General features: G+C 66.9%; 18 protein-coding genes. 6 read left to right on the top strand and 12 right to left on the bottom strand.

Annotated features, from left to right (window positions below; translation table 11 throughout):
• Positions 1–15 precede the first annotated feature (15 nt).
• Genes AC06DU_RS11910 through efp form a run of 3 tightly spaced genes read right to left on the bottom strand, consistent with a single transcriptional unit; the run spans position 16 to position 2,791 of the window.
• Entirely contained in the window at positions 16–1,353 is a 1,338-nt protein-coding gene (locus AC06DU_RS11910; protein WP_478202487.1) for a TRZ/ATZ family hydrolase, read from the bottom strand.
• Between the two features lie 18 nt (positions 1,354–1,371).
• Positions 1,372–2,172: a PA3715 family protein gene (locus tag AC06DU_RS11915; RefSeq protein WP_478202488.1), complete on the bottom strand. Its 801-nt coding sequence runs from the start codon at positions 2,170–2,172 to the stop codon at positions 1,372–1,374.
• Between the two features lie 52 nt (positions 2,173–2,224).
• Positions 2,225–2,791, bottom strand: coding sequence for an elongation factor P (gene efp / locus AC06DU_RS11920; RefSeq protein ID WP_007962665.1), 567 nt, complete (start codon positions 2,789–2,791; stop codon positions 2,225–2,227).
• Positions 2,792–2,894: 103 nt separating this feature from the next.
• Here efp and epmB point away from each other — a divergent pair, with 103 nt between their 5' ends.
• The gene (gene epmB / locus AC06DU_RS11925; protein ID WP_054593070.1) at positions 2,895–3,923 is read left to right on the top strand and encodes an EF-P beta-lysylation protein EpmB; all 1,029 of its coding nucleotides are present in this window, start codon (positions 2,895–2,897) and stop codon (positions 3,921–3,923) included.
• A 96-nt stretch (positions 3,924–4,019) separates the two neighbouring features.
• Here epmB and AC06DU_RS11930 read toward each other — a convergent pair whose 3' ends face one another.
• The 3 genes from AC06DU_RS11930 to AC06DU_RS11940 are packed head-to-tail and all read right to left on the bottom strand — an operon-like array spanning position 4,020 to position 7,882.
• On the bottom strand, positions 4,020–6,137 hold the full coding sequence (locus AC06DU_RS11930) for a putative bifunctional diguanylate cyclase/phosphodiesterase (RefSeq protein WP_478202489.1): 2,118 nt from the start codon (positions 6,135–6,137) through the stop codon (positions 4,020–4,022).
• A complete protein-coding gene (locus AC06DU_RS11935; protein ID WP_024940419.1) occupies positions 6,134–7,063 on the bottom strand; it encodes a phosphate/phosphite/phosphonate ABC transporter substrate-binding protein in 930 nt (309 codons plus the stop codon). Before AC06DU_RS11935 ends, AC06DU_RS11930 begins: the two co-directional genes overlap by 4 nt.
• 51 nt (positions 7,064–7,114) lie before the next feature.
• Complete coding sequence (locus tag AC06DU_RS11940; protein ID WP_126966073.1) at positions 7,115–7,882, bottom strand: RNA methyltransferase; 768 nt, start codon at positions 7,880–7,882, stop codon at positions 7,115–7,117.
• Between the two features lie 116 nt (positions 7,883–7,998).
• Between AC06DU_RS11940 and AC06DU_RS11945 the strand changes: the two genes are divergently transcribed.
• Positions 7,999–8,832, top strand: coding sequence for an inositol monophosphatase family protein (locus AC06DU_RS11945; protein ID WP_039521909.1), 834 nt, complete (start codon positions 7,999–8,001; stop codon positions 8,830–8,832).
• 360 nt (positions 8,833–9,192) lie between these two features.
• Here the strand turns inward: AC06DU_RS11945 and AC06DU_RS11950 are convergent, their stop codons facing one another.
• Positions 9,193–9,804, bottom strand: coding sequence for a superoxide dismutase (locus AC06DU_RS11950; protein ID WP_016904847.1), 612 nt, complete (start codon positions 9,802–9,804; stop codon positions 9,193–9,195).
• Positions 9,805–10,061: 257 nt separating this feature from the next.
• Here AC06DU_RS11950 and AC06DU_RS11955 point away from each other — a divergent pair, with 257 nt between their 5' ends.
• A complete protein-coding gene (locus tag AC06DU_RS11955; protein WP_478202491.1) occupies positions 10,062–10,511 on the top strand; it encodes a guanyl-specific ribonuclease in 450 nt (149 codons plus the stop codon).
• Complete coding sequence (locus AC06DU_RS11960) at positions 10,508–10,933, top strand: barstar family protein (RefSeq protein WP_024940420.1); 426 nt, start codon at positions 10,508–10,510, stop codon at positions 10,931–10,933. The genes AC06DU_RS11955 and AC06DU_RS11960 overlap by 4 nt, the downstream gene beginning before the upstream one ends.
• Positions 10,934–11,144: 211 nt before the next feature.
• Here AC06DU_RS11960 and AC06DU_RS11965 read toward each other — a convergent pair whose 3' ends face one another.
• Positions 11,145–13,037, bottom strand: a complete 1,893-nt coding sequence (locus AC06DU_RS11965; protein ID WP_039813680.1) for an ATP-binding cassette domain-containing protein — start codon at positions 13,035–13,037, stop codon at positions 11,145–11,147.
• A gap of 109 nt (positions 13,038–13,146) precedes the next feature.
• Here AC06DU_RS11965 and dbpA point away from each other — a divergent pair, with 109 nt between their 5' ends.
• Positions 13,147–14,523: an ATP-dependent RNA helicase DbpA gene (gene dbpA / locus AC06DU_RS11970; protein ID WP_053045141.1), complete on the top strand. Its 1,377-nt coding sequence runs from the start codon at positions 13,147–13,149 to the stop codon at positions 14,521–14,523.
• 146 nt (positions 14,524–14,669) lie between these two features.
• On the opposite strand, the gene AC06DU_RS11975 is transcribed toward dbpA, so the two are convergent.
• Positions 14,670–15,230, bottom strand: a complete 561-nt coding sequence (locus AC06DU_RS11975) for an adenine phosphoribosyltransferase (protein ID WP_024939306.1) — start codon at positions 15,228–15,230, stop codon at positions 14,670–14,672.
• A 94-nt stretch (positions 15,231–15,324) separates the two neighbouring features.
• The gene (locus tag AC06DU_RS11980) at positions 15,325–16,881 is read right to left on the bottom strand and encodes a protein adenylyltransferase SelO (RefSeq protein ID WP_478202493.1); all 1,557 of its coding nucleotides are present in this window, start codon (positions 16,879–16,881) and stop codon (positions 15,325–15,327) included.
• Positions 16,882–17,050: 169 nt separating this feature from the next.
• Here AC06DU_RS11980 and AC06DU_RS11985 point away from each other — a divergent pair, with 169 nt between their 5' ends.
• Positions 17,051–17,926, top strand: a complete 876-nt coding sequence (locus tag AC06DU_RS11985) for an alpha/beta hydrolase (RefSeq protein WP_104568351.1) — start codon at positions 17,051–17,053, stop codon at positions 17,924–17,926.
• Between the two features lie 106 nt (positions 17,927–18,032).
• Here the strand turns inward: AC06DU_RS11985 and AC06DU_RS11990 are convergent, their stop codons facing one another.
• Both AC06DU_RS11990 and AC06DU_RS11995 read right to left on the bottom strand, forming a co-directional pair.
• Positions 18,033–18,731 carry a glutathione S-transferase gene (locus tag AC06DU_RS11990; RefSeq protein WP_184378309.1) on the bottom strand — a complete coding sequence of 233 codons (699 nt, stop codon included), beginning with the start codon at positions 18,729–18,731 and terminating at the stop codon, positions 18,033–18,035.
• Between the two features lie 175 nt (positions 18,732–18,906).
• Entirely contained in the window at positions 18,907–19,116 is a 210-nt protein-coding gene (locus tag AC06DU_RS11995) for a cold-shock protein (protein ID WP_006451993.1), read from the bottom strand.
• Positions 19,117–19,343 lie beyond the last annotated feature (227 nt).

Here is a 19,343-nt window from a genome sequence, read left to right on the forward strand (position 1 = left end):
TGGGGTGACGCGCGCTCAGGCGCGGACGGTGCGGATGCGCTCGCGCCACTGCCGCGCGTTGGCGACCAGGGCAGCGGTGTCCATGTCGATGAGCTCACGCTGCACCAGTTTGGGCTTGCCGGCGATCCACACATCGGTGACCTGGTGACGGCCGGCGGCGTAGATCAGTTGCGACAGCACATGATGCAGCGGCTGGGTCTCCAGTGCGGACAGATCCACGCAGACCAGATCGGCCTGCTTGCCGATTTCGATCGAGCCGATCCTGTCGCCGAAGCCCAACGCGCGCGCGCCGCCCAGTGTGGCCGCACGCAGCGTGGTGGCCGCGTCCAGTGCGGTGGCATCGTTGGCCACTGCCTTGGCCAGGATCGCCGCCGTGCGGTTCTCGCTGAACATGTCCAGGTCGTTGTTGCTGGCGCAGCCGTCGGTGCCGATCGCCAGGTTCACGCCGGCACGTTGCAGCGCGCAGGCCGGGCAAAAGCCCGAAGCGAGCTTGAGGTTGGACTCCGGGCAATGCACCACGCTGACGCCGCGCTCGGCGCACAGGTGGATTTCCGCGTCGGTGAGCTGGGTCATGTGCACGGCGATCAGGCGGTCGTTGACCAGCCCCAGGCGATCCAGCCGCGCCAGCGGGCGCTGCCCGTACTGGGCAACCGAATCGGCCACTTCCTGCGCGGTTTCGTGCGTGTGCAGATGCACCGGCAGATCCAGCTGGTCGGCCAGCATGCGCACACGTTCGAAGTTGGCGTCGTTGACCGTGTACGGCGCGTGCGGCGCAAAGGCGGTGCTGATCAGCGGATCGTCGCGCCACTGGTCGTGCAGCTCGCCGGCCCGTGCGAAATATTCGTCGTCCGACGATGCCCAGGCGGTGGGGAAATCGATGATCACCGCGCCGACCAGCGCACGGAACCCGTGCTGCTTGTACACGGCCGCCTGCACATCGGCGAAGAAGTAGTTCTCGTTGACGCAGGTGGTACCGCCACGCAGCATTTCGGCGATCGCCAGCGTGGTGCCGTCGGCGACGAACTCTGGCCCGATCACCGCCGCTTCCACCGGCCAGATGTGCTGCTGCAGCCACACCATCAGCGGCAAATCGTCGGCAACGCCACGCAGCAACGTCATCGGGTTATGCGTATGCGCATTGACCAGGCCAGGGATCAGGGCCGCCTCCGGGCGCGAGACGGTCTGCGTCGGCGCAAACCGCAGGCGCGCCTCGGCGGTCGGCAGGATCGCCACGATGACGCCGTTGTGCACCGCCACCGCGTGATCGTCGAGCACCACCGCGTGCGGCTCGATCGGCACGACGTAGCCGGCTTCGATCAACAGGTCGCAGACTTCGGGAGGGGCATTGTTCATGAGCGGATCCATAAAAGGTTAGTTGTCGAACGGCCAGCTGTGATCGCCACCGGCCACAGGCACATAGCGCTGGCCGTTGTAGCGCAGTACCTGGCGCACGCGACGGGTGCGTTCGGTATCGGTGTCGCTGCCAGCGGCGCTCTCCACGGTAGACACGTTGGCTGTCAGCACGATGTCCGCATAGCCGGCGTGTACCTGCGGCGCCATGCTCACGCTCAGGTTGGCCACTTCGGTGATCACATCGCCCTTGCCCAGACTGCACGGCTCGCCTTTCACACGTTGCCACGCATAGAGATCGCGTTGCAGCACCGGGCGCAGGCTGCGCCCCTCGCGCACCAGCAGGGTCAATGCCTGATTGCTGTAAAAATCCGGGCAGCTGGGCCCGCGCGCGGCGCTGTGCACCACCACGCCGATCGCACGCACGCCCGTGGCCAGGTCGTAGCGCGCGGTGTCCAGGCGCAGGCTGTCGGCAGCCAGTTCAACGGCGGCGTCCTCGCCCATTGCCTGCGCGTAGAACGCCAGCACCTTGCCGCTGGCGGCATCAAGCATGGCCACGCGCAACTCGAGGTCGCGCTCGCCAGGCACGCTCTCCGCGTCGCCAGCAAATGCGATTGCCGCCAGCCGGATCGCCGCATCGTTCGGCCACGGCTTGCAGCTCTGGGCCACCAGACGGTCGACCGGCACCGCGGCAGCAGCGCCGCCCACGACGCCGGACGTTGCAATGGCCGCAACGGCGGCCACGTCATTGGCATCGCAGGTTGCGGCAGCCGATTGCGCAAACGCCGGGCACGCGAGCAGCGCACCCCACAGCCCCAACACGACACTGGCACTGCGTCCCGCTCGATCAGGCCAGTGTCCCGGACGCATCGTCTTACTTGACGCGCGCGGAGTATTCGCCCGAGCGGGTGTCGACCTTGATGATTTCGTCCTGGTTGACGAACAGCGGCACACGCACCACCGCGCCGGTTTCCAGCGTCGCCGGCTTGCCGCCGCCGCCGGAGGTATCGCCACGCACGCCCGGGTCGGTCTCGGTGATCTTCAGCTCGACGAAGTTCGGCGGCTGCACCCAGATCGGCGTGCCATTCCACAGCGTCACGATGCAGTCTTCCTCGCCCTTGAGCCACTTGTCGGCGCCACCCATGCCGGCCTTGTCGGTCTGCACCTGCTCGAAGGTTTCCGGGTCCATGAAGTGCCAGTACTCGCCATCGCTGTACAGGTAGCGCATGTCGGTATCGACCACGTCGGCCACTTCCACGTCGTCGGTCGCCTTCATGGTCATTTCGACCACGCGGCCGGACTTGATGAAGCGGTACTTCATGCGGGTGAAGGCCTGGCCCTTGCCCGGCTTGACGTATTCGGTCTCGGTGATGACCGCCGGCTCGTTGTTGACCAGGATCTTCATGCCGTTCTTGACGTCGTTCATGCCAACAGTGGCCATGGTGCAGCTCCTCGATAAGACCACGACCTGCCACAGGCCGTGGCAGGTCGGATTAGAATGGGGCGCCCGCCGCAACCGGCGGGCATTGGTTTTGTGACCGCACATGATACCCGCAGCCCCCCTCGCCTTGCAGCCATCTCCGCCGCCCACCCTGCAACCGCCGCGCTGGCAGCAGCAATGGCGCGACGCCGTGCGCGACCCGCGCGCGCTGCTGGCGCTGCTGGGCCTGGAGGCGCAGGCGGCCGGGATCAGCGATGCCGCCGCCGCCCAGTTCCCGCTGCGGGTGCCGCAGGCATTCGTTGCGCGCATGCGCCGTGGCGACCTGCACGACCCGCTGCTGCGCCAGGTGCTGCCGCTGGACGATGAAATGCGGCCGGTACCCGGCTTCGGCCTGGATGCGGTCGGCGATGGCGCCGCCAAGACCGCCGACGGGGTGATCCAGAAATACCGCGGCCGCGCGCTGCTGATCGCCACCGGCAGCTGCGCGGTGCACTGCCGCTACTGCTTCCGCCGCCACTTCCCGTATGCCGAGGAAACCGCCGCGCGCGACGGCTGGCGCGACGCGGTCGCCGCGATCGCGGCCGACCCCGGCATCGACGAAGTGCTGCTGTCCGGCGGCGACCCACTGTCGCTGGCCACCGGCAAGCTGGCCGAACTCACTGACGCGCTGGCTGCCATCGGCCACATCAAGCGCCTACGCATCCACAGCCGGCTGCCGATCGTGCTGCCCGAGCGTGTCGACACGCCGCTGCTGGCCTGGCTGCGCAGCCTGCCGTGGCCGGTGGCCTTCGTGGTGCATGCCAACCATGCCAACGAATTCGATACCGCCGTGGACGATGCCATGCGCGCCCTGCGCGAGGCCGGCGCGCAGTTGCTCAACCAGGCCGTGCTGCTACGCGGCGTCAACGACAGCGTGGACGCGCTGGCGGCCCTGAGCGAACGCAGCTTCGCCGCCGGCGTGCTGCCGTATTACCTGCACCAGCTCGACCGGGTGGCCGGCGTGGCGCATTTCGAAGTGGACGATGCGCGCGCGCGCGCCCTGCACACCGAGCTGGCCGCGCGCCTGTCCGGCTACCTGGTGCCGCGCCTGGTGCGCGAAATTCCCGGCGACACCGGCAAACGGCCGCTGTAACCACCAGCTCGAACACACCGGATCGTAGGAGCGCACCCGGGCGCGACGAAGCATGACCGGTAACACCCGTCGCGCCCGCGTGCGCTCCTACGCTGATCAGCCCGCGGCGATCAGCTTGACCATGTCGGCCGGGCTCAGCGGGCGGCTGAACCAGTAGCCCTGGCCCAGGTCGCAGCCACGCTCGCGCAGCAGGTTGAACTGCGCTTCCTGCTCGATCCCCTCGGCCACCACCGTGATGCCCAGCGAATGCGCCATGCCGATGATGGCTGTGGTCAGCGCCAGATCGTCCGGGTCGCGCTGCAGGTCGGCGATGAAACTCTTGTCGATCTTGACCCCGTCCACCGGCACCTGGCGCAGATGGCTCAAGCCGGAGAAACCGGTGCCGAAGTCGTCCAGCCACACCTTCACGCCGGTGCGGTGCAATTGATCGAGCAGGCTAGCGGCCATCATTTCGTCCCCGATCACCGCCGTTTCGGTCAGCTCCAGGTGCAAGCGCGCGGCCGGCAGGCCGGACTCGGCCAGGCACTCGGCCACGGTGTCGATCAGGTCGCCACTGCGCAGCTGACGCGGCGAGACGTTGACCGAGATGAACAAGCCCTCGCCCACCACCGGCCATTGCGCCGCTTCCAGGCAGGCCGCGCGCAGCACCTTGGGGCCGATCACCTCGATCAGGCCGCTCTGCTCGGCGATGTCGATAAAGGTGGACGGCGCAATCGTGCCCAGCGCCGGGTGCTGCCAGCGCAGCAGCACTTCCACCCCCACCAGCACCCGGTCGCTGGTGCGGTAGATCGGCTGATAGACCAGCCGCAGCTCGTCGCGATCCCAGGCCCCGCGCAGCTCGTGCTCCATGTGCACGCGCCGCTCCACCGCATGATCGGCGGCGCGGCTGTAGAAGCGATGGCAGTTCTTGCCGGCGACCTTGGCCTGGTACATCGCGATGTCGCCGTTCTTCAGCAACGCGGTGGCATTGCTGGCATCGTCCGGGAACAGCGTGATGCCGATCGAGGTGCCCAGGAACACCTCCCGGCCCTGCACATTCAAGGGGCGGCTCAATTCGTGCACCAGCCGGTCCGCCAGCTGGGCGGCAAGCAGGCTGACATCGCCGTTCTGCATCAGGATCACGAACTCGTCGCCGCCAAAGCGCGCCAGGATCGCGTCGTCGCCGCCCAACGCACCGACCGCGCGGCTGATGCGGCTGGCAAACTGCAGCAGCGCCTCGTCGCCGGCTTCGTGCCCCAGCGTGTCGTTGACCCGCTTGAAGTCGTCGATATCGGCGAACAGCAGCGCCAGCTTGCTGTCGGTGCTGCGGGCGGTGTTGAGCAGATGGTCCAGGCCCTCGCGGAACCCCAGCCGGTTGGTCAGCCCGGTCAGCGCGTCGGTGTAGGCCATGTGGCGCACCTCGCGATTGTGCCGGGCGATGCTCTCGCTCATGCGGCCGAAGGCGGAAATCAACTCGCCGATCTCGTCGTTGCGCGGATGCGGTGGCAGCTGCACCGCATAGTCGCCACGCTCGATCTGGCGCGCGGCAGCCGCCAGCAGCCGCACCGGTGCCACCAGGGTGCGCTGCACGTAGATGGCCAACAGCACCCCCAGCGCCACCAGCGCGGCCAGCAGCACCAGCAGCCAGCCCAGATCGCGCTTGCCGATCGCGTTGAGGTTCTGCACCAGGGTCAGGTTGGCGCCGGATTCGACCCTGCGCACCCGCTCGCGCGACATGCCCACCCGCACCCCGCCGATGCGCTGGTCGCCGATCTTGATCGGCATCGTCACGTCCAGCACTTCCGGCGAGGACTGCGACAGCATGGTGCGCGCAGTCACCGCCCTGGCCGCGAGCGGGTCGGTCATGGGCTGGCCGTAATGCTGCAGATCGGGCGAGCCATCGTGCACCAGCCGGCCGCGTCGATCGAACACCAGCACGTAGCTCACCACCTGCTGCCGCGAGGCGTTGCGCACCAGCGCACCCACCGTGCCCAGGTCGGAGTAGTACAGCGGATTGGCCAGGCCGTTCGCCAGTTCGGTGGCCAGGGTCTCGCCACGCGTGCGCAGGCTGCGATCGAACAGCTCGTGCAGGATCTGCGCGCTGAGCCCGCGCACCTCGCGTTGCATCGCGCTCTGGCGCTGCAGCAGCGACGCCAGGATCGCACCGACCAGCAGCAGCGTCAGCGCCATCACCAACAGGAAGCGTGCCTGCAACCCGAAGCGCACCTGAGTCATTCCACTTGGTCCCTGACACGGTGCAAGCCGGCGCTCAGCGCATCCAGGCGCCGACGGCTGGCAGCATCCAGCGGGTGGAAGGCGGTGGTGCCGAAGAAGCGCTTCAGGGCCGGCCCGGCCTTGGGGTCGGAGGCCGCCTGCAGCAACACCACGCGCAGCCGCCGTTCCACCGCCGGATCCATGCCGGTGCGCACCATCTCCACCGCGCGCGGCACCGGCGCACTGCGATGGACGATACGGAAATCACGCTTGAACACCTGCGGCAGGTGGCGTTCGTCATCCCAGTCGGCGTTGCTGAAGGCGCCCGCATCGATCAGGTGCTGATGCACGAAGGCGGAGATATTCAGTTTCGACCCGACCATCAGGTAACCCACCGAGCCCGGTACCTGGCTGTCGTCCGGCGACAGCAGCACATCGCAGGCGATGCCGTTGCGCACCAGCTCCAGCATCGGCAGCAGGTAGCCGCTGGTGGAGGAGGCGTTCTGCAACGCCAGGGTGTGCCCGCGCAACTGCTTGAGCGACTGGATCGGGCTGTCGCGGCGGACGAAGAACACCGTGTGGAACTCGCGCAGGCCGCCGCGCTCGGTCATCACCAGCGGGTGCGCACTGCCGCGCTGTTCCAGCAGCATTGCCGCACCGGTGGTTTCGCTGACCCAGTCGACGCGGCCACGCCGCAGGTAACTGGACATCTGCCGCGCATCCGGCGCCATCAGGATTTCGCCACGGCGGATCCCGACCTCGCGCATGCGCGGCACCACGTAATCCAGCAGGGGCTTGAGTTGCGCGTAATGGGTGGCGGGATCGTCGCTGATCCGTCCAAGCACCAATACCGGGGAAGGCGCCGCTGTCGCCGTCGCGGCCAAGCCTGCCCCGGCCAACAGCCCGCAGGCAATCAGACACCATCGTAGACCGCGCAAAACGGACACTCCCCTAGAGCCGCCGACAGCCTAGCCGAATCTTTCCAGATGTGACAGACGTCAGCTTCCGTTGCGCTTTGCCAGCATGGCCATGCGCTGCGCATCGGACAGAATGCCGCGCAGCAGACGCACTTCCTGCTCGCTCATGTCCGCGCGCAACAGCAGCCGCCGCAGCTTGCGCATCGCCGACTCCGGCGCCCGCCCCTTGTGGAAGTCGATCTCGTCCAGGGTCTGGCCCAACTGGCCGAACATGCCTTCCAGCTGGGCATGGCTGGCCGGGCCCTCGCGCAGCGCGCCGGCCGCCGCGGCGGGCGCAACCTCCGCTTCGCCAGCCGCCAGCTGCGCCAGCCGCACCTCGTACGCCACGACCTGTACCGCCGCCGCTAGGTTGAGCGAGCTGAACGCCGGGTCGGAGGGGATATGCAGCGCCGCATGGCAGAGCTGCAGCTCGTCGTTGGTCAGGCCGGTACGCTCGCGACCGAACACGATCGCCACCTCGGCCGGTTCGCCTGCCTTGGCCCAGGCACGGCGTGCGCCCTCGTCCGGCGGCAGCTCTTCCAGCGCGACCCGGCGCGCACGCGCGGTGCAGCCGATCACCAGGGTGCAATCGGCCACCGCCTCGGCCAGGGTGGCGAAGATCGGCGCCTCGCCGAGCACGTCCTCGGCACCGGCCGAACGCCGATAGGCGTCTTCGTCGAGCGCACGCTCCGGCGCCACCAGCACCAGGCGCGACACGCCCATCGTCTTCATCGCGCGCGCGGCGGCGCCGATGTTGCCTGGATGCTGGGTGCCGACAAGAACGAAACGGATGCGCTGGCTGACGGACATGAACGGAGATTGGGGAGCGATTCGGTCGTAGATGGTAAACTGCGCGGCCGGCTTTGGTGCCGGACCGCTCTTTTACCTTCGCCATTTTCGATTCTGCCTTCACGGGAGCTTTAACCATGCAGAAACCCGCCGTCACCGTCATGGTCAAAGCCGCCCGCCTCGCCGGCAATGTGCTGTTGCGCGGTATCAACAAGCTCGATGCGCTCAACGTGGTGCAGAAAGGCCGCATGGACTACGCCAGCGAAGTCGATGCCGATGCCGAGAAGGTCATCATCAAGGAACTGAAGCGCGGCTACCCCGAGTACGCCGTGTTCGGCGAAGAAGGCGGCGTGCAAGGTGGCAAGAGTGGCCGCTACACCTGGGTCATCGACCCGCTGGACGGCACCAGCAACTATCTGCGCGGCTTCCCGCATTACTGCGTGTCGATCGCGCTGGTGGAAAACGGCGAGCCCACCGACGCGGTGATCTTCGACCCGCTGCGCAACGAGCTGTTCACCGCCAGCCGCGGCGCCGGCGCGGTGCTCAACGACCGCCGCATCCGCATCGCCGAACGCAAGGACCTGGAAGGCGCGATGGTCCACACCGGCTTCCCGCCGCGCGAGCGCGCACGCACCAGTGCGCAGCTGAAGTGCGTCGATGCGTTGCTGGTGCAGGCAGAGGATGTGCGTCGTACCGGTTCTGCCGCGCTGGACCTGGCCTACGTGGCCTGCGGCCGCGCCGATGCGTATTTCGAGGCCGGCGTCAAAGCCTGGGACATCGCGGCCGGCGTGCTGCTGGTGCGCGAAGCCGGTGGCCGCGTCTGCGACTACAAGGGTGCCACCCCGCCGCGCATGGACAACATGGGCCCGGAAACGCAGCAGATCGTGGCCGGCAACATCAAGATCAGCGACGCGCTGCAGAAGGTCATCGTCAACACCGGCTACGCCCGCGAGTTCGACGCCAAGTTCTGATCGCTCCCCGAGCGCAAGTTCTGACCGACGCCCGCACACCGTAGGAGCGCGCCCGAGCGCGACGGGGCTTTCCCGACAAAGCCCTCGCGACCAGGGTCGCTCCTACGACAGCGCGCAACAAAACACACAAGGCCGGGATCACTCCCGGCCTTGTGTGTTTCAGCTCGACGCCAAGCCCATCGGCGCCACACACCGTAGGAGCGCGCCCGAGCGCGACGGGCCTTCCCGGCAAAGCCCTCGCGACCAGGGTCGCTCCTACAACAGCCCGCAAAAAACGCACAAGGCCGGGATCGCTCCCGGCCTTGTGCGTTGGGTGCCGCTGTCACAGCGCTACGTGGAACCTAGCGCTGATGCACGACTTCAGGCGATCGCAGCGTGGTAACGGCGCTCGACTTCTTCCCAGTTCACCGCGTTGTAGAACGCGCCGATGTATTCCGGACGACGGTTCTGGTACTTCAGGTAGTACGCGTGTTCCCACACGTCCAGACCCAGGATCGGGGTGTTGCCTTCGAACAGCGGGCTGTCCTGGTTGGCGGTGCTTTCCACCACCAGCTTCTTGTCCGGGGTCACGCTCAACCAGGCCCAGCCCGAGCCGAAACGGCTAACGGCGGCCTTGGTGAAGGCTTCCTTGAACTTCTCGAAACCACCGATGTCCTTGTCGATCGCCTTGGCGACCTCGCCCTTGGGCTCACCGCCGCCATTGGGCGACAGCACGGTCCAGAACAGCGAATGGTTGGCGTGGCCACCACCGTTGTTGCGCACCGGGCCCTGCAGGTTTTCCGGCAGGCTCTTCAGCTTGGACACCAGCTCTTCCACCGGCAGGTCGGCGTACTCGGTCCCTTCCAGCGCCGCGTTGACGTTGTTGATATAGGTCTGGTGATGCTTGGTGTGATGGATTTCCATCGTCTGCGCATCGATGTTGGGTTCCAGCGCGTCGTAGGCGTAGGGCAACTGCGGGAGGGTGTAAGCCATGCGTGTCTCCTGGACTTGCCGCCCGGCGAAGACCGGGCGTTGCGGGGTAGATGGTAAGGACGGCGGCGGCGCTTACCAAGGGTATTGGCGGGGAAACTTCATCCCATCGCATGCCGCGTCGTGTTCGCTGCATACCTTGCACCATGCCCCGGTTACTCGGGCGTGAACCGTCCCGCCGCCCGGCGCGTTCAAAGTCGACACAGTCGCGCAACGGCATACTTGCTCTGCCGTCCCAACACCCTGTTTCCGGAACCGTCATGCGCAAGCCCGCTTTGCTGATCGTCGCCATCGTGCTGCTCGTCGCCGGGTTATGGGGCATGCGCGCGATGCAGACACCCAAGCCGCACTTCGCGCCGCAGCTCAGCGCGCCGATCGCCGCAGCAGCACCGGTCGAACGCTCACCGCAGCAGCAAGCGTTGCCGGGATTTCTGCCGACCGAGGCCATGGCCATGATCGTGCTGATCCAGCGCGGCGGACCATTCCCGCATCCGCAGGACGGCAGCGTGTTCGGCAATCGTGAGCAGCGCCTGCCCGAGCGTCCGCGCGGCTACTACCACGAATACACCGTGGAAACCCCAGGCAGTCCCGATCGCGGTGCGCGCCGCATCGTCACCGGCGGTACGCCACCGCAGGCGTGGTACTACAGCGACGATCATTACCAGAGTTTCAGATCGTTCCAGGGCCCGGCTCCGGAGCAGGCGCCATGAGCGCAGGCGACTTCGCACTGGACCTGTCCGACCCGCAGCAATCGGGCGTCTACCAAGCCGAGACCGACGATCTGGACACCATGGCCGCACTTGCCCGCGATGCCGGCCTGCACATCCTGCGCGTGGACCTGGCCAGCTGCAGCGACAAGCACAGGCTGCTGATGCGCCTGGCCACCCAACTGGACTTCCCGGCCGGCTTCGGCCGCAACTGGGATGCGCTCTCCGATGCCTTGCGCGATCTGGCATGGCTGCCGGCGTCGCATGGCTATGCGCTGCTGATCGACGGCGCCGATGCGCTGGCCCGCACTGCGCCGAATGACCGCGACACCTTGCTGGACATCCTCGACGAAGCGGCTACCGCCTGGGCCGCGCGCGGGCTCACGTTTGCGGCATTCGTGGCGCCTGCGAGCGCCTGCGACTAGGCGCTGCCTGCAAGACGCATCGCGCACTCGCCGGACACAGCACGATCAACACGGCGTGGTGGTGATCGGTGATCACCGGTGCGTGTCCAGCGCGTGTTTCACGCAACGCGCTGCCCCACGGCTCCCCCCCCCCCTGGAGTGGGAGGTGTGGTGCCAGTTATCGCTCCACACATCCACAAGGCCGGCACGCAGTCGCGCACCGGCCCGACCATCAGCTATCCAGTTCGCTCCAGCGCGCGAACGCCGCATCCAGCCGAGCCTGCGCATCGCCCAATGCGGCCGTATGCGCGGCCATCGCCGCACTGTCGCGCTGGTAGAAGGCCGGGTCGTTCATCGCCTCGGTCAATGCCGCGACCTGCTGCTCCAGGGTTTCGATCAAGGCCGGCAATTGCTCCAGCTCACGCGCGTCCTTGTAGCTGAGCTTGCGCTTGGGCGTGGCATCGGCCGGCAGCGCAGCCGCCACCGGCGTGGTCGCCGCCGCCGTCGCCGATGCCTTGGCGACCGCCATCGCGTTGGGCGCCGGGGTGCGACGCTGACGCAACGAATCGCTGTACCCGCCGACGTAATCGCCGATCAGGCCCTCGCCCTCCATCACCAACGTGGAGGTCACCACGTTGTCGAGGAAGTCGCGGTCATGGCTGACCAGCAACAAGGTGCCGGTGTACTCGCCCAGCAGCTCTTCCAGCAGCTCCAGCGTTTCCACGTCCAGATCGTTGGTCGGTTCGTCCATCACCAGCAGGTTGGACGGCTGCGCGAACAGGCGGGCCAGCAGCAGCCGATTGCGCTCGCCACCGGACAGCCGGGTGATCGGCGCACGTGCGCGCTCGGGGGTGAACAAAAAGTCCTGCAGATACGCATGCACATGCTTGCGCTTGCCGTTGATCTCGATGAAGTCGCGGCCTTCGGCCACGTTCTCGATCGCACTCCAGTCCTCGCGCAGCGTGGAACGGTACTGATCGAAGTAGGCGATCTGCAGATTGGTGCCGATGCGGATCTCGCCCTGCTGCGCCTGCAGATCGCCCAGCAGCAACTTCAGCAAGGTGGTCTTGCCGCTGCCGTTGGGGCCGATCAGACCGATGCGGTCGCCGCGCTGGATGATGGTCGAGAAGTCCTTGACCATCGTGCGCGCGCCGAATGCGAAACCGACTTCCTTGGCCTCGATCACCTTCTTGCCGGAGGACTCGCCCTGCGAGACTTCCATGCGCACGTTGCCGGTCAGGTCGCGGCGCTGCACGCGCTCGTTGCGCATCGATTCCAGACGCCGCACACGGCCTTCGTCGCGGGTACGCCGCGCCTTGATGCCCTGACGGATCCAGATTTCTTCCTGCGCCAGCATCTTGTCGAAGCGCGCGTTTTCCTGCGCCTGCGCATTGAGCCGCTCTTCGCGGCGCCGCTCGTAATTGGCCCAGTCGCCCGGCCAGCTGGTGACCTGGCCACGATCGATCTCGACGATGCGGGTGGCCAACGCACGCAGGAAGCGCCGGTCATGGGTGACGAACAACACGCTGCCGTTCCAGTTCTTCAGGAACGACTCCAGCCAGTCGATGGCTTCGATGTCCAGATGGTTGGTCGGCTCGTCCAGCAGCAGCACATCCGGCGAGGACACCAGCGAGCGCGCCAGCAGCACGCGCCGCTTCATGCCGCCGGACAACCGCGCAAACTCCGCATCGCCGTCCAGTTCCAGCTTGGTCAGCGTCTCGCTGACGCGCTGATCCAGCGCCCAGCCGTCGGCCGCGTCGATCTTGGCCTGCACCTTGCCGAACGCGTCGGCATCGAACACCTCGGCATGACTGAGCTGGTGGAACTCGGCCAGCCAATGACCCAGCTCGCCCAGGCCGTCGGCCACCACATCGAACACGCTGCCGCCGGTGCCCTGCGGCACTTCCTGCTCCAGCCGCGCGATGCGCACGCCCTGTTGCACGCGCACTTCGCCGTCGTCGGGCTTGAGCTCGCCGGCAATCAGTTTCATCAAGGTCGATTTGCCGGCGCCGTTGCGGCCGATCAGGGCGATACGCTCGCCCGGCTCGATCGTGAGGTCGGTTTTTTCCAGCAACAAGGGGCCGCCGACGCTGTAGTCGACGCTTTGCAGAGTGATTAAAGGCATGGCGTGATTGTACGGGATTGGTGATTGGGGATTCGGGATTGGCACAAGCGCACGCTGTCGCGGTGACGAATCCCGAATCCCTACTCCCCAATCCCGGCTAAAATGCGCCATGAACGAATTCTCCGCGCTGCCGCTGTCGCCGGCCCTGGCCCCCGGCATCGACGCCCTTGGCTACACCGTCCTTACACCCATCCAGGCGCAGAGCCTGCCGCCGATCCTGCAGGGGCTGGACGTCATCGCCCAGGCACCGACCGGCAGCGGCAAGACCGCCGCCTTCGGGCTGGGCCTGCTGCAGAAGCTCGACCCGGCCCTGACCCGCGCGCAGGCGCTGGTGCTGTGCCCCACCCGCGAACTGGCCGATCAGGTCGGCAAGCAGTTGCGCAAGCTGGCCACCGGCATCCCCAACATGAAGCTGGTGGTGCTCACCGGCGGCATGCCGCTCGGCCCGCAGCTGGCCTCGCTGGAAGCGCACGACCCGCAAGTGGTGGTCGGCACGCCCGGCCGCATCCAGGAACTGGCCCGCAAGCGCGCCCTGCATCTGGGCGGGGTGCGCACGCTGGTGCTGGACGAGGCCGACCGCATGCTCGACATGGGCTTCGAAGAACCCATCCGCGAGATCGCCAGCCGCTGTGACAAGCACCGCCAGAGCCTGCTGTTCTCGGCCACCTTCCCGGACATCATCCGCACACTGGCGCGCGAGATCCTCAAGGACCCGGTCGAAATCACCGTCGAAGGCGCCGACAACGCGCCGGAAATCGACCAGCAGTTCTTCGAGGTCGACCCGACTTACCGGCAGAAGGCCGTCGCCGGCCTGCTGCTGCGCTTCAATCCCGAATCCAGCGTGGTGTTCTGCAATACCCGCAAGGAAGTGGACGAGGTGGCCGGCTCGCTGCAGGAGTTCGGCTTCTCCGCGCTCGCCCTGCACGGCGACATGGAACAGCGCGACCGCGACGAAGTGCTGGTGCGCTTCGTCAACCGCAGCTGCAACGTGCTGGTGGCCAGCGATGTGGCTGCACGCGGGCTGGACGTGGAAGACCTGTCGGCAGTGGTCAATTACGAGCTGCCCACCGATACCGAAACCTACCGCCACCGCATCGGCCGCACCGCGCGCGCCGGCAAACGCGGATTGGCGCTCAGCCTGGTGGCCCCGCGCGAGACCGGCCGCGCGCAGGCGCTGGAAGCCGAACAGGGCCAGCCGCTGAAGTGGTCGCGCGCGCCCCTGGCCACCGCCCGCCCGGCGCAGCTGCCGCAGGCGGCCATGACCACGCTGCGCATCGACGGCGGCAAGACCGACAAGCTGCGTGCCGGCGACATCCTCGGCGCGCTGACCGGCGAAGCCGGACTGTCGGGCGCGGCGATCGGCAAGATCGCGATCTACCCCACCCGCTCCTATGTCGCCATCGCCCGCGCACAGGTCGCCAAGGCGCTGGCGCATCTGCATGCGGGCAAGATCAAGGGACGCCGGTTCCGGGTCAGCAAGCTGTAATCAACGCGCGGCAGCGACCCTGCCGACCAACCGCTCGGGCGGCGGCGATAGCGCCTGCCGCACGATCCAACGGGATGCGCATGCTTGCGCATTCCCGTTTTCAGAAAGCCTCATCGGCGAGCTGCTCGATCGGCAAGACGCCTGGATCAATAGCTCAAGGTAGCCAGCAGCGGCACGTCATTGGCCCACTTCTCACGGCCCTGCAGCGCCAGCAACTCGACCAGCACCGCCGCGCCGACCACTTCCAGCTCCAGCTGTGCGGCCAGACTCAGGGCCGCGCGCAGCGTACCGCCGGTGGCAAGCACGTCGTCGACGATCAACACGCGCGCGCCGCGTGGCAACGCGTCCTCGTGCATTTCGATGCGGTCGGTACCGTATTCCAGCGCATATTCCTGGACCAGCGTACGCCCGGGCAGTTTGCCGGGCTTGCGCACCGGCACAAAGCCGGTGCGTAGCTCGCGCGCCAGCGCCGACCCCAGGATGAAACCGCGCGCCTCGATGCCCAGTACCGCATCCAGCGGTGTGGTGCGCCAGGGCTGCGCCATTTCATCCAGCGCCGAGGCGAAGTCCGGGCCATCGGACAGCAGCGGTGTGATGTCCTTGAAGACGATGCCCGGCTTGGGAAAATCGGCGATGTCGCGGATTCGCTCGGACCATTGGTTGGGTCCGGAAGAATTGGTGCCGGCGCAGCGGGTGCAGTCAGTCATGGTGGTGGTGGCGTCTAGGCCGGTGGGGACCACCCTATTCTAGGCTGCGCGCGCTCACGACGCCGCGTTTACGACATACCTGCATCTGAGCGCGTCAGGAACTGCAGGACAGCATCGAGCAACCGGCGCGGTCGCGCGCCCAGTCCGGCCGCCGCGCGGCAAACGCCTCGCGGCCCGGCTGCTCGTCGTACGGGTGACGCATGACCTCCAGCAACTCCTGCACGCCGGATGGATCGCCCTGCTCGGCCAGATCGATCGCCTGCTGCGCCAGATAGTTGCGCAGCACATAGCGCGGGTTGGCCAGGCGCATGCGTTCGCGCCGCGCCTCCGGCGACAGCGTGTCCTGCTGCAGCCGCTCAGCGTAGCGCTGCAGCCATTCCTGCAGCTGCGCGGCATGCGCGAGGCGCTTGTCCTGGTCGTAGAACGCCTCACGCAACAGTTCAGGATCCGGATGCTCCGGCGCAAATGCGATCAGGCTGCGGAAGGTCAGCGTCATGTCCATTTCCGCGTTGTGCATTAGCGCGCGCAGCGCATCGATCAGTTGTAGATCCTCGTCGCGGCAGTCAGCCAGACCCAACTTGGCGGCGGTGTCGTGGCGGTCGCAGGCCAGGTAGGTATCGCGGAAGCGGTCCAGTCCCTGCTGCAGCTGCGCCTGGTCGGCGAACAGCGGCGCCAGCGCCTGTGCCAGGCGCCCGAGGTTCCAATACGCGACCTGGGGCTGGGTGCCGAAGCGGTAGCGACGGCCCTGCGCATCGGTGGTGTTCGGCGTCCAATCCGGGTCGTAGTCGTCGACCCAGCCGTACGGGCCGTAGTCGATGGTCAGGCCCAGGATCGACATGTTGTCGGTGTTCATCACCCCATGCACGAAGCCCACCCGCATCCAGTGCGCCACCATCACCGCGGTACGCTCGCAGACCTGTGCGAACCAGGCTGCGTACAGCGCCTCGCCAGCACCTTCCAGCTGCGGGAAGTCGCGCGCGATGGTGAAGTCCACCCATTGCCGCAGCAGCGCCAGATCGCCGCGCGCACCGGGCAGCTCGAAATTGCCGAAGCGGATGAACGAAGGCGCCACCCGGCACACGATCGCGCCCGGCTCGCGCTGCGGCCGGCCGTCGTAGAACATGTCGCGCACCACCGCATCGCCGGTGGTGACCAGGCTCAGCGCACGCGTGGTCGGCACGCCCAGGTGATGCATCGCTTCGCTGCACAGGAATTCGCGGATCGACGAGCGCAGTACTGCCCGGCCATCGGCACCGCGCGAATAAGGTGTCGGGCCGGCACCCTTGAGCTGCAACTCGTAGCGACCGCCATCGACCCCGATTGCCTCGCCCAGCGAAATCGCCCGGCCATCGCCCAACTGGCCGGCCCAATGTCCGAACTGGTGCCCGCCATAGTTGACCGCCCACGGCTGCATGCCCGGGTACAGCGCATTGCCGGCGAATACCTCGGCAAAGTGCGCGCTGCCGATCTCGGCCTCATCCAGCCCCAGCCGTTGGGCGACATCGGTCGAATACGCCAGCAGGCGCGGCGCGGCTACCGGCGTCGGCATCACCGTCGACCATGCGGCGCGTACCTCGCGGCGGCGTGGACCTTGTTCGGAATCACCGGGCAGCTGCTGGCGCAGGCGGTTGTCAAACTGCAGAGTCGTCATGCGTGCCAGCGTAGGCCAACGACAGTGAACTTCGCATGGGCAACCACGCATCCGGCGTTGCGCACGTACCGTATCTTCGAGCAGCTGGCCGCCGGCGAACGGACTCGTCCTGCACACGCAGGCGACAGCCACCGCGTTATTCCTCCCCGCCCCTCACATGACATCGCCCATGCCCTCGCGCACTTCCCGCTGGTTTCGCCCCGCCCTGCTGCTGCTCGGCTCACTGACACTGACCGCCTGCAGCAGCGTGTTCTTTGGTGGCATCAATGCCGCCTCCAGCCGCGACGGCATTGTCGAGCACCGCGACCAGGTGTTCGATCCGGCACATGGTCTGGCCCTGGACGTCTACCAGCCGCGCGGCGCGGTGGATGCACCGGTGGTGGTGTTCTTCTATGGCGGCACCTGGAAGCACGGAACGCGCGCCAATTATCGTTGGGTCGGACGCGCGCTCGCGCGCCAGGGCGTGGTGGCAATGGTGGCCGACTACCGCAAGTATCCGCAGGTCGGCCTGCAGGGCTTCATGTCCGACGCTGCCGGCGCCACCGCCTGGAGCTATCGGCATGCGCACGACTATGGTGGCGACCCGACGCGCCTGGCGGTGATGGGCCACTCTGCAGGCGCGCATATGGCCGCGCTGCTGGGTACCGACGCACGCTGGCTGCAGGTGCAAGGCCTGCAACCCCGGCAACTGTGCGGGGTGGTGGGTCTGGCCGGGCCCTACGACTTCCTGCCGCTGACCGATCCGGAGCTGATCGAGATCTTCGGCAAGGCACCGGCCGCACAGCAACAATCGCAGCCGGTGCACTACGTCGGCGGCGACGAACCGCCAATGCTGCTGCTGCACGGCGATGCCGATCGCGTGGTCGAGCTGCAGAACAGCACCTCGTTGCAGCACGCCCTGCAACGCAAGGGCGGCACGGCCGAGTTGAAGGTCTACCCGGGCATGGGCCATCTCGGCATCGTGCTGGCGCTGCGCAAACCGCCCGAGCGCTCGCCCGTGCTGCGCGACACGCTGCAGTTCCTGCGGCAATGTCGGGCGCCTTGATTGGGCGAAACGGGATTGGGGAGTCGGGATTGGGGATTCGCCAAACCCTGGCAGAACACCGTCAAGGCACGGTGACCTGTAGCTTCCCTGGGCGCATACCGCAACGTCACTCGGCGGGCTTGCGTCCCATCAGCTCGAACGGGCCGCCCTTCTTCAGCGCGGCCTGGTACGCCGGGCGCGCTTCGATGCGCGCAAGAAACGCGCGCAGACGCGGATAGCTGTCCAGCCCGCCGCCACGTGCAGCAGCCGCCTGTACCGGGAAGCTCATCTGGATGTCGGCTGCAGTGAAGCGCTCACCGGCGAACCATTCGCTTGCCTGCAGCGACTGCTCCATCCAGTCCAGATGCAGCTTGAGCTGCGGACCGACGAAGCCGGACATGGCCTTGTCCACGATCGCACGTGCGATCGGCTTGGCGAAGAACGGCATCGGCGCACTGCGAATCCGCCCGAAGATCAGTGTCATCAGCAGCGGCGGCATTGCCGAGCCTTCGGCGTAATGCATCCAGTACCGGAACTTCAGGCGCTCCGGCGACTCCAGCGGACGCGGCGGCGGCGACAGCGCGCATTCGGTGTCGTAGCGTTCGGTCAGGAACTCCAGGATCGCGCCGGACTCGGCCACGGTCAGCTCGCCGTCGACAACCACCGGCGACTTGCCGAGCGGATGGATGGCACGCAATGCCGCCGGCGCCAGCATGGTCTTGGGATCGCGCTCATGCCGCACGATCTGGTACGGCAGCGCCAGTTCCTCCAGCAGCCACAGCACGCGCTGGGAACGGGAATTGTTGAGATGGTGGACAGTGATCATGGAAGAGGCTGCACGCGGAAAACGCACATGCTACCGATTGGCGTGTCGTCGCTGCGCTCACCTGGGCGGTTCGAACCGCCCGCACTCTCTATTGCACTGATCAAACCGCGCCCAATAAAAAACGCCGGTCGCTTGCGCAACCGACGTTTTTGGCAACCTTACGGTTGCAGACGGATTAGACCGCCTGCACCTGGTCAGCCTGCATGCCCTTCTGGCCCTGCACGGCGACGAAGGTCACCTTCTGGCCTTCCTGCAGCGACTTGAAGCCGGTGCCCTGGATGGCACGGAAGTGCACGAACAGGTCCGGGCCGCTTTCCGGGGTGATGAAGCCGAAGCCCTTGGCATCGTTGAACCACTTCACGGTACCGCTCTGACGATCTGACATTTACAAACTCCTGAACTATAGATGGATAAATCGCAGCGTCCGAAAAGCCGGAGCTGAGACTGAGTTGCAGGCGTTGGTAAAGCGGAACGATGAAGCGAGATCTGTAACGATCCGGCTGCATCAGGCCACGATTCACGGTGACCCTTGCAAACACAGTGCGTGCACAGTACTCGCGTTCCCAGCAAAAAGCGACACCTTGCGTCAAATTTTTTACTGTCAAGCCGAAT

The sequence above is a fragment of the Xanthomonas sp. NCPPB 3200 genome, from assembly GCF_056393585.1.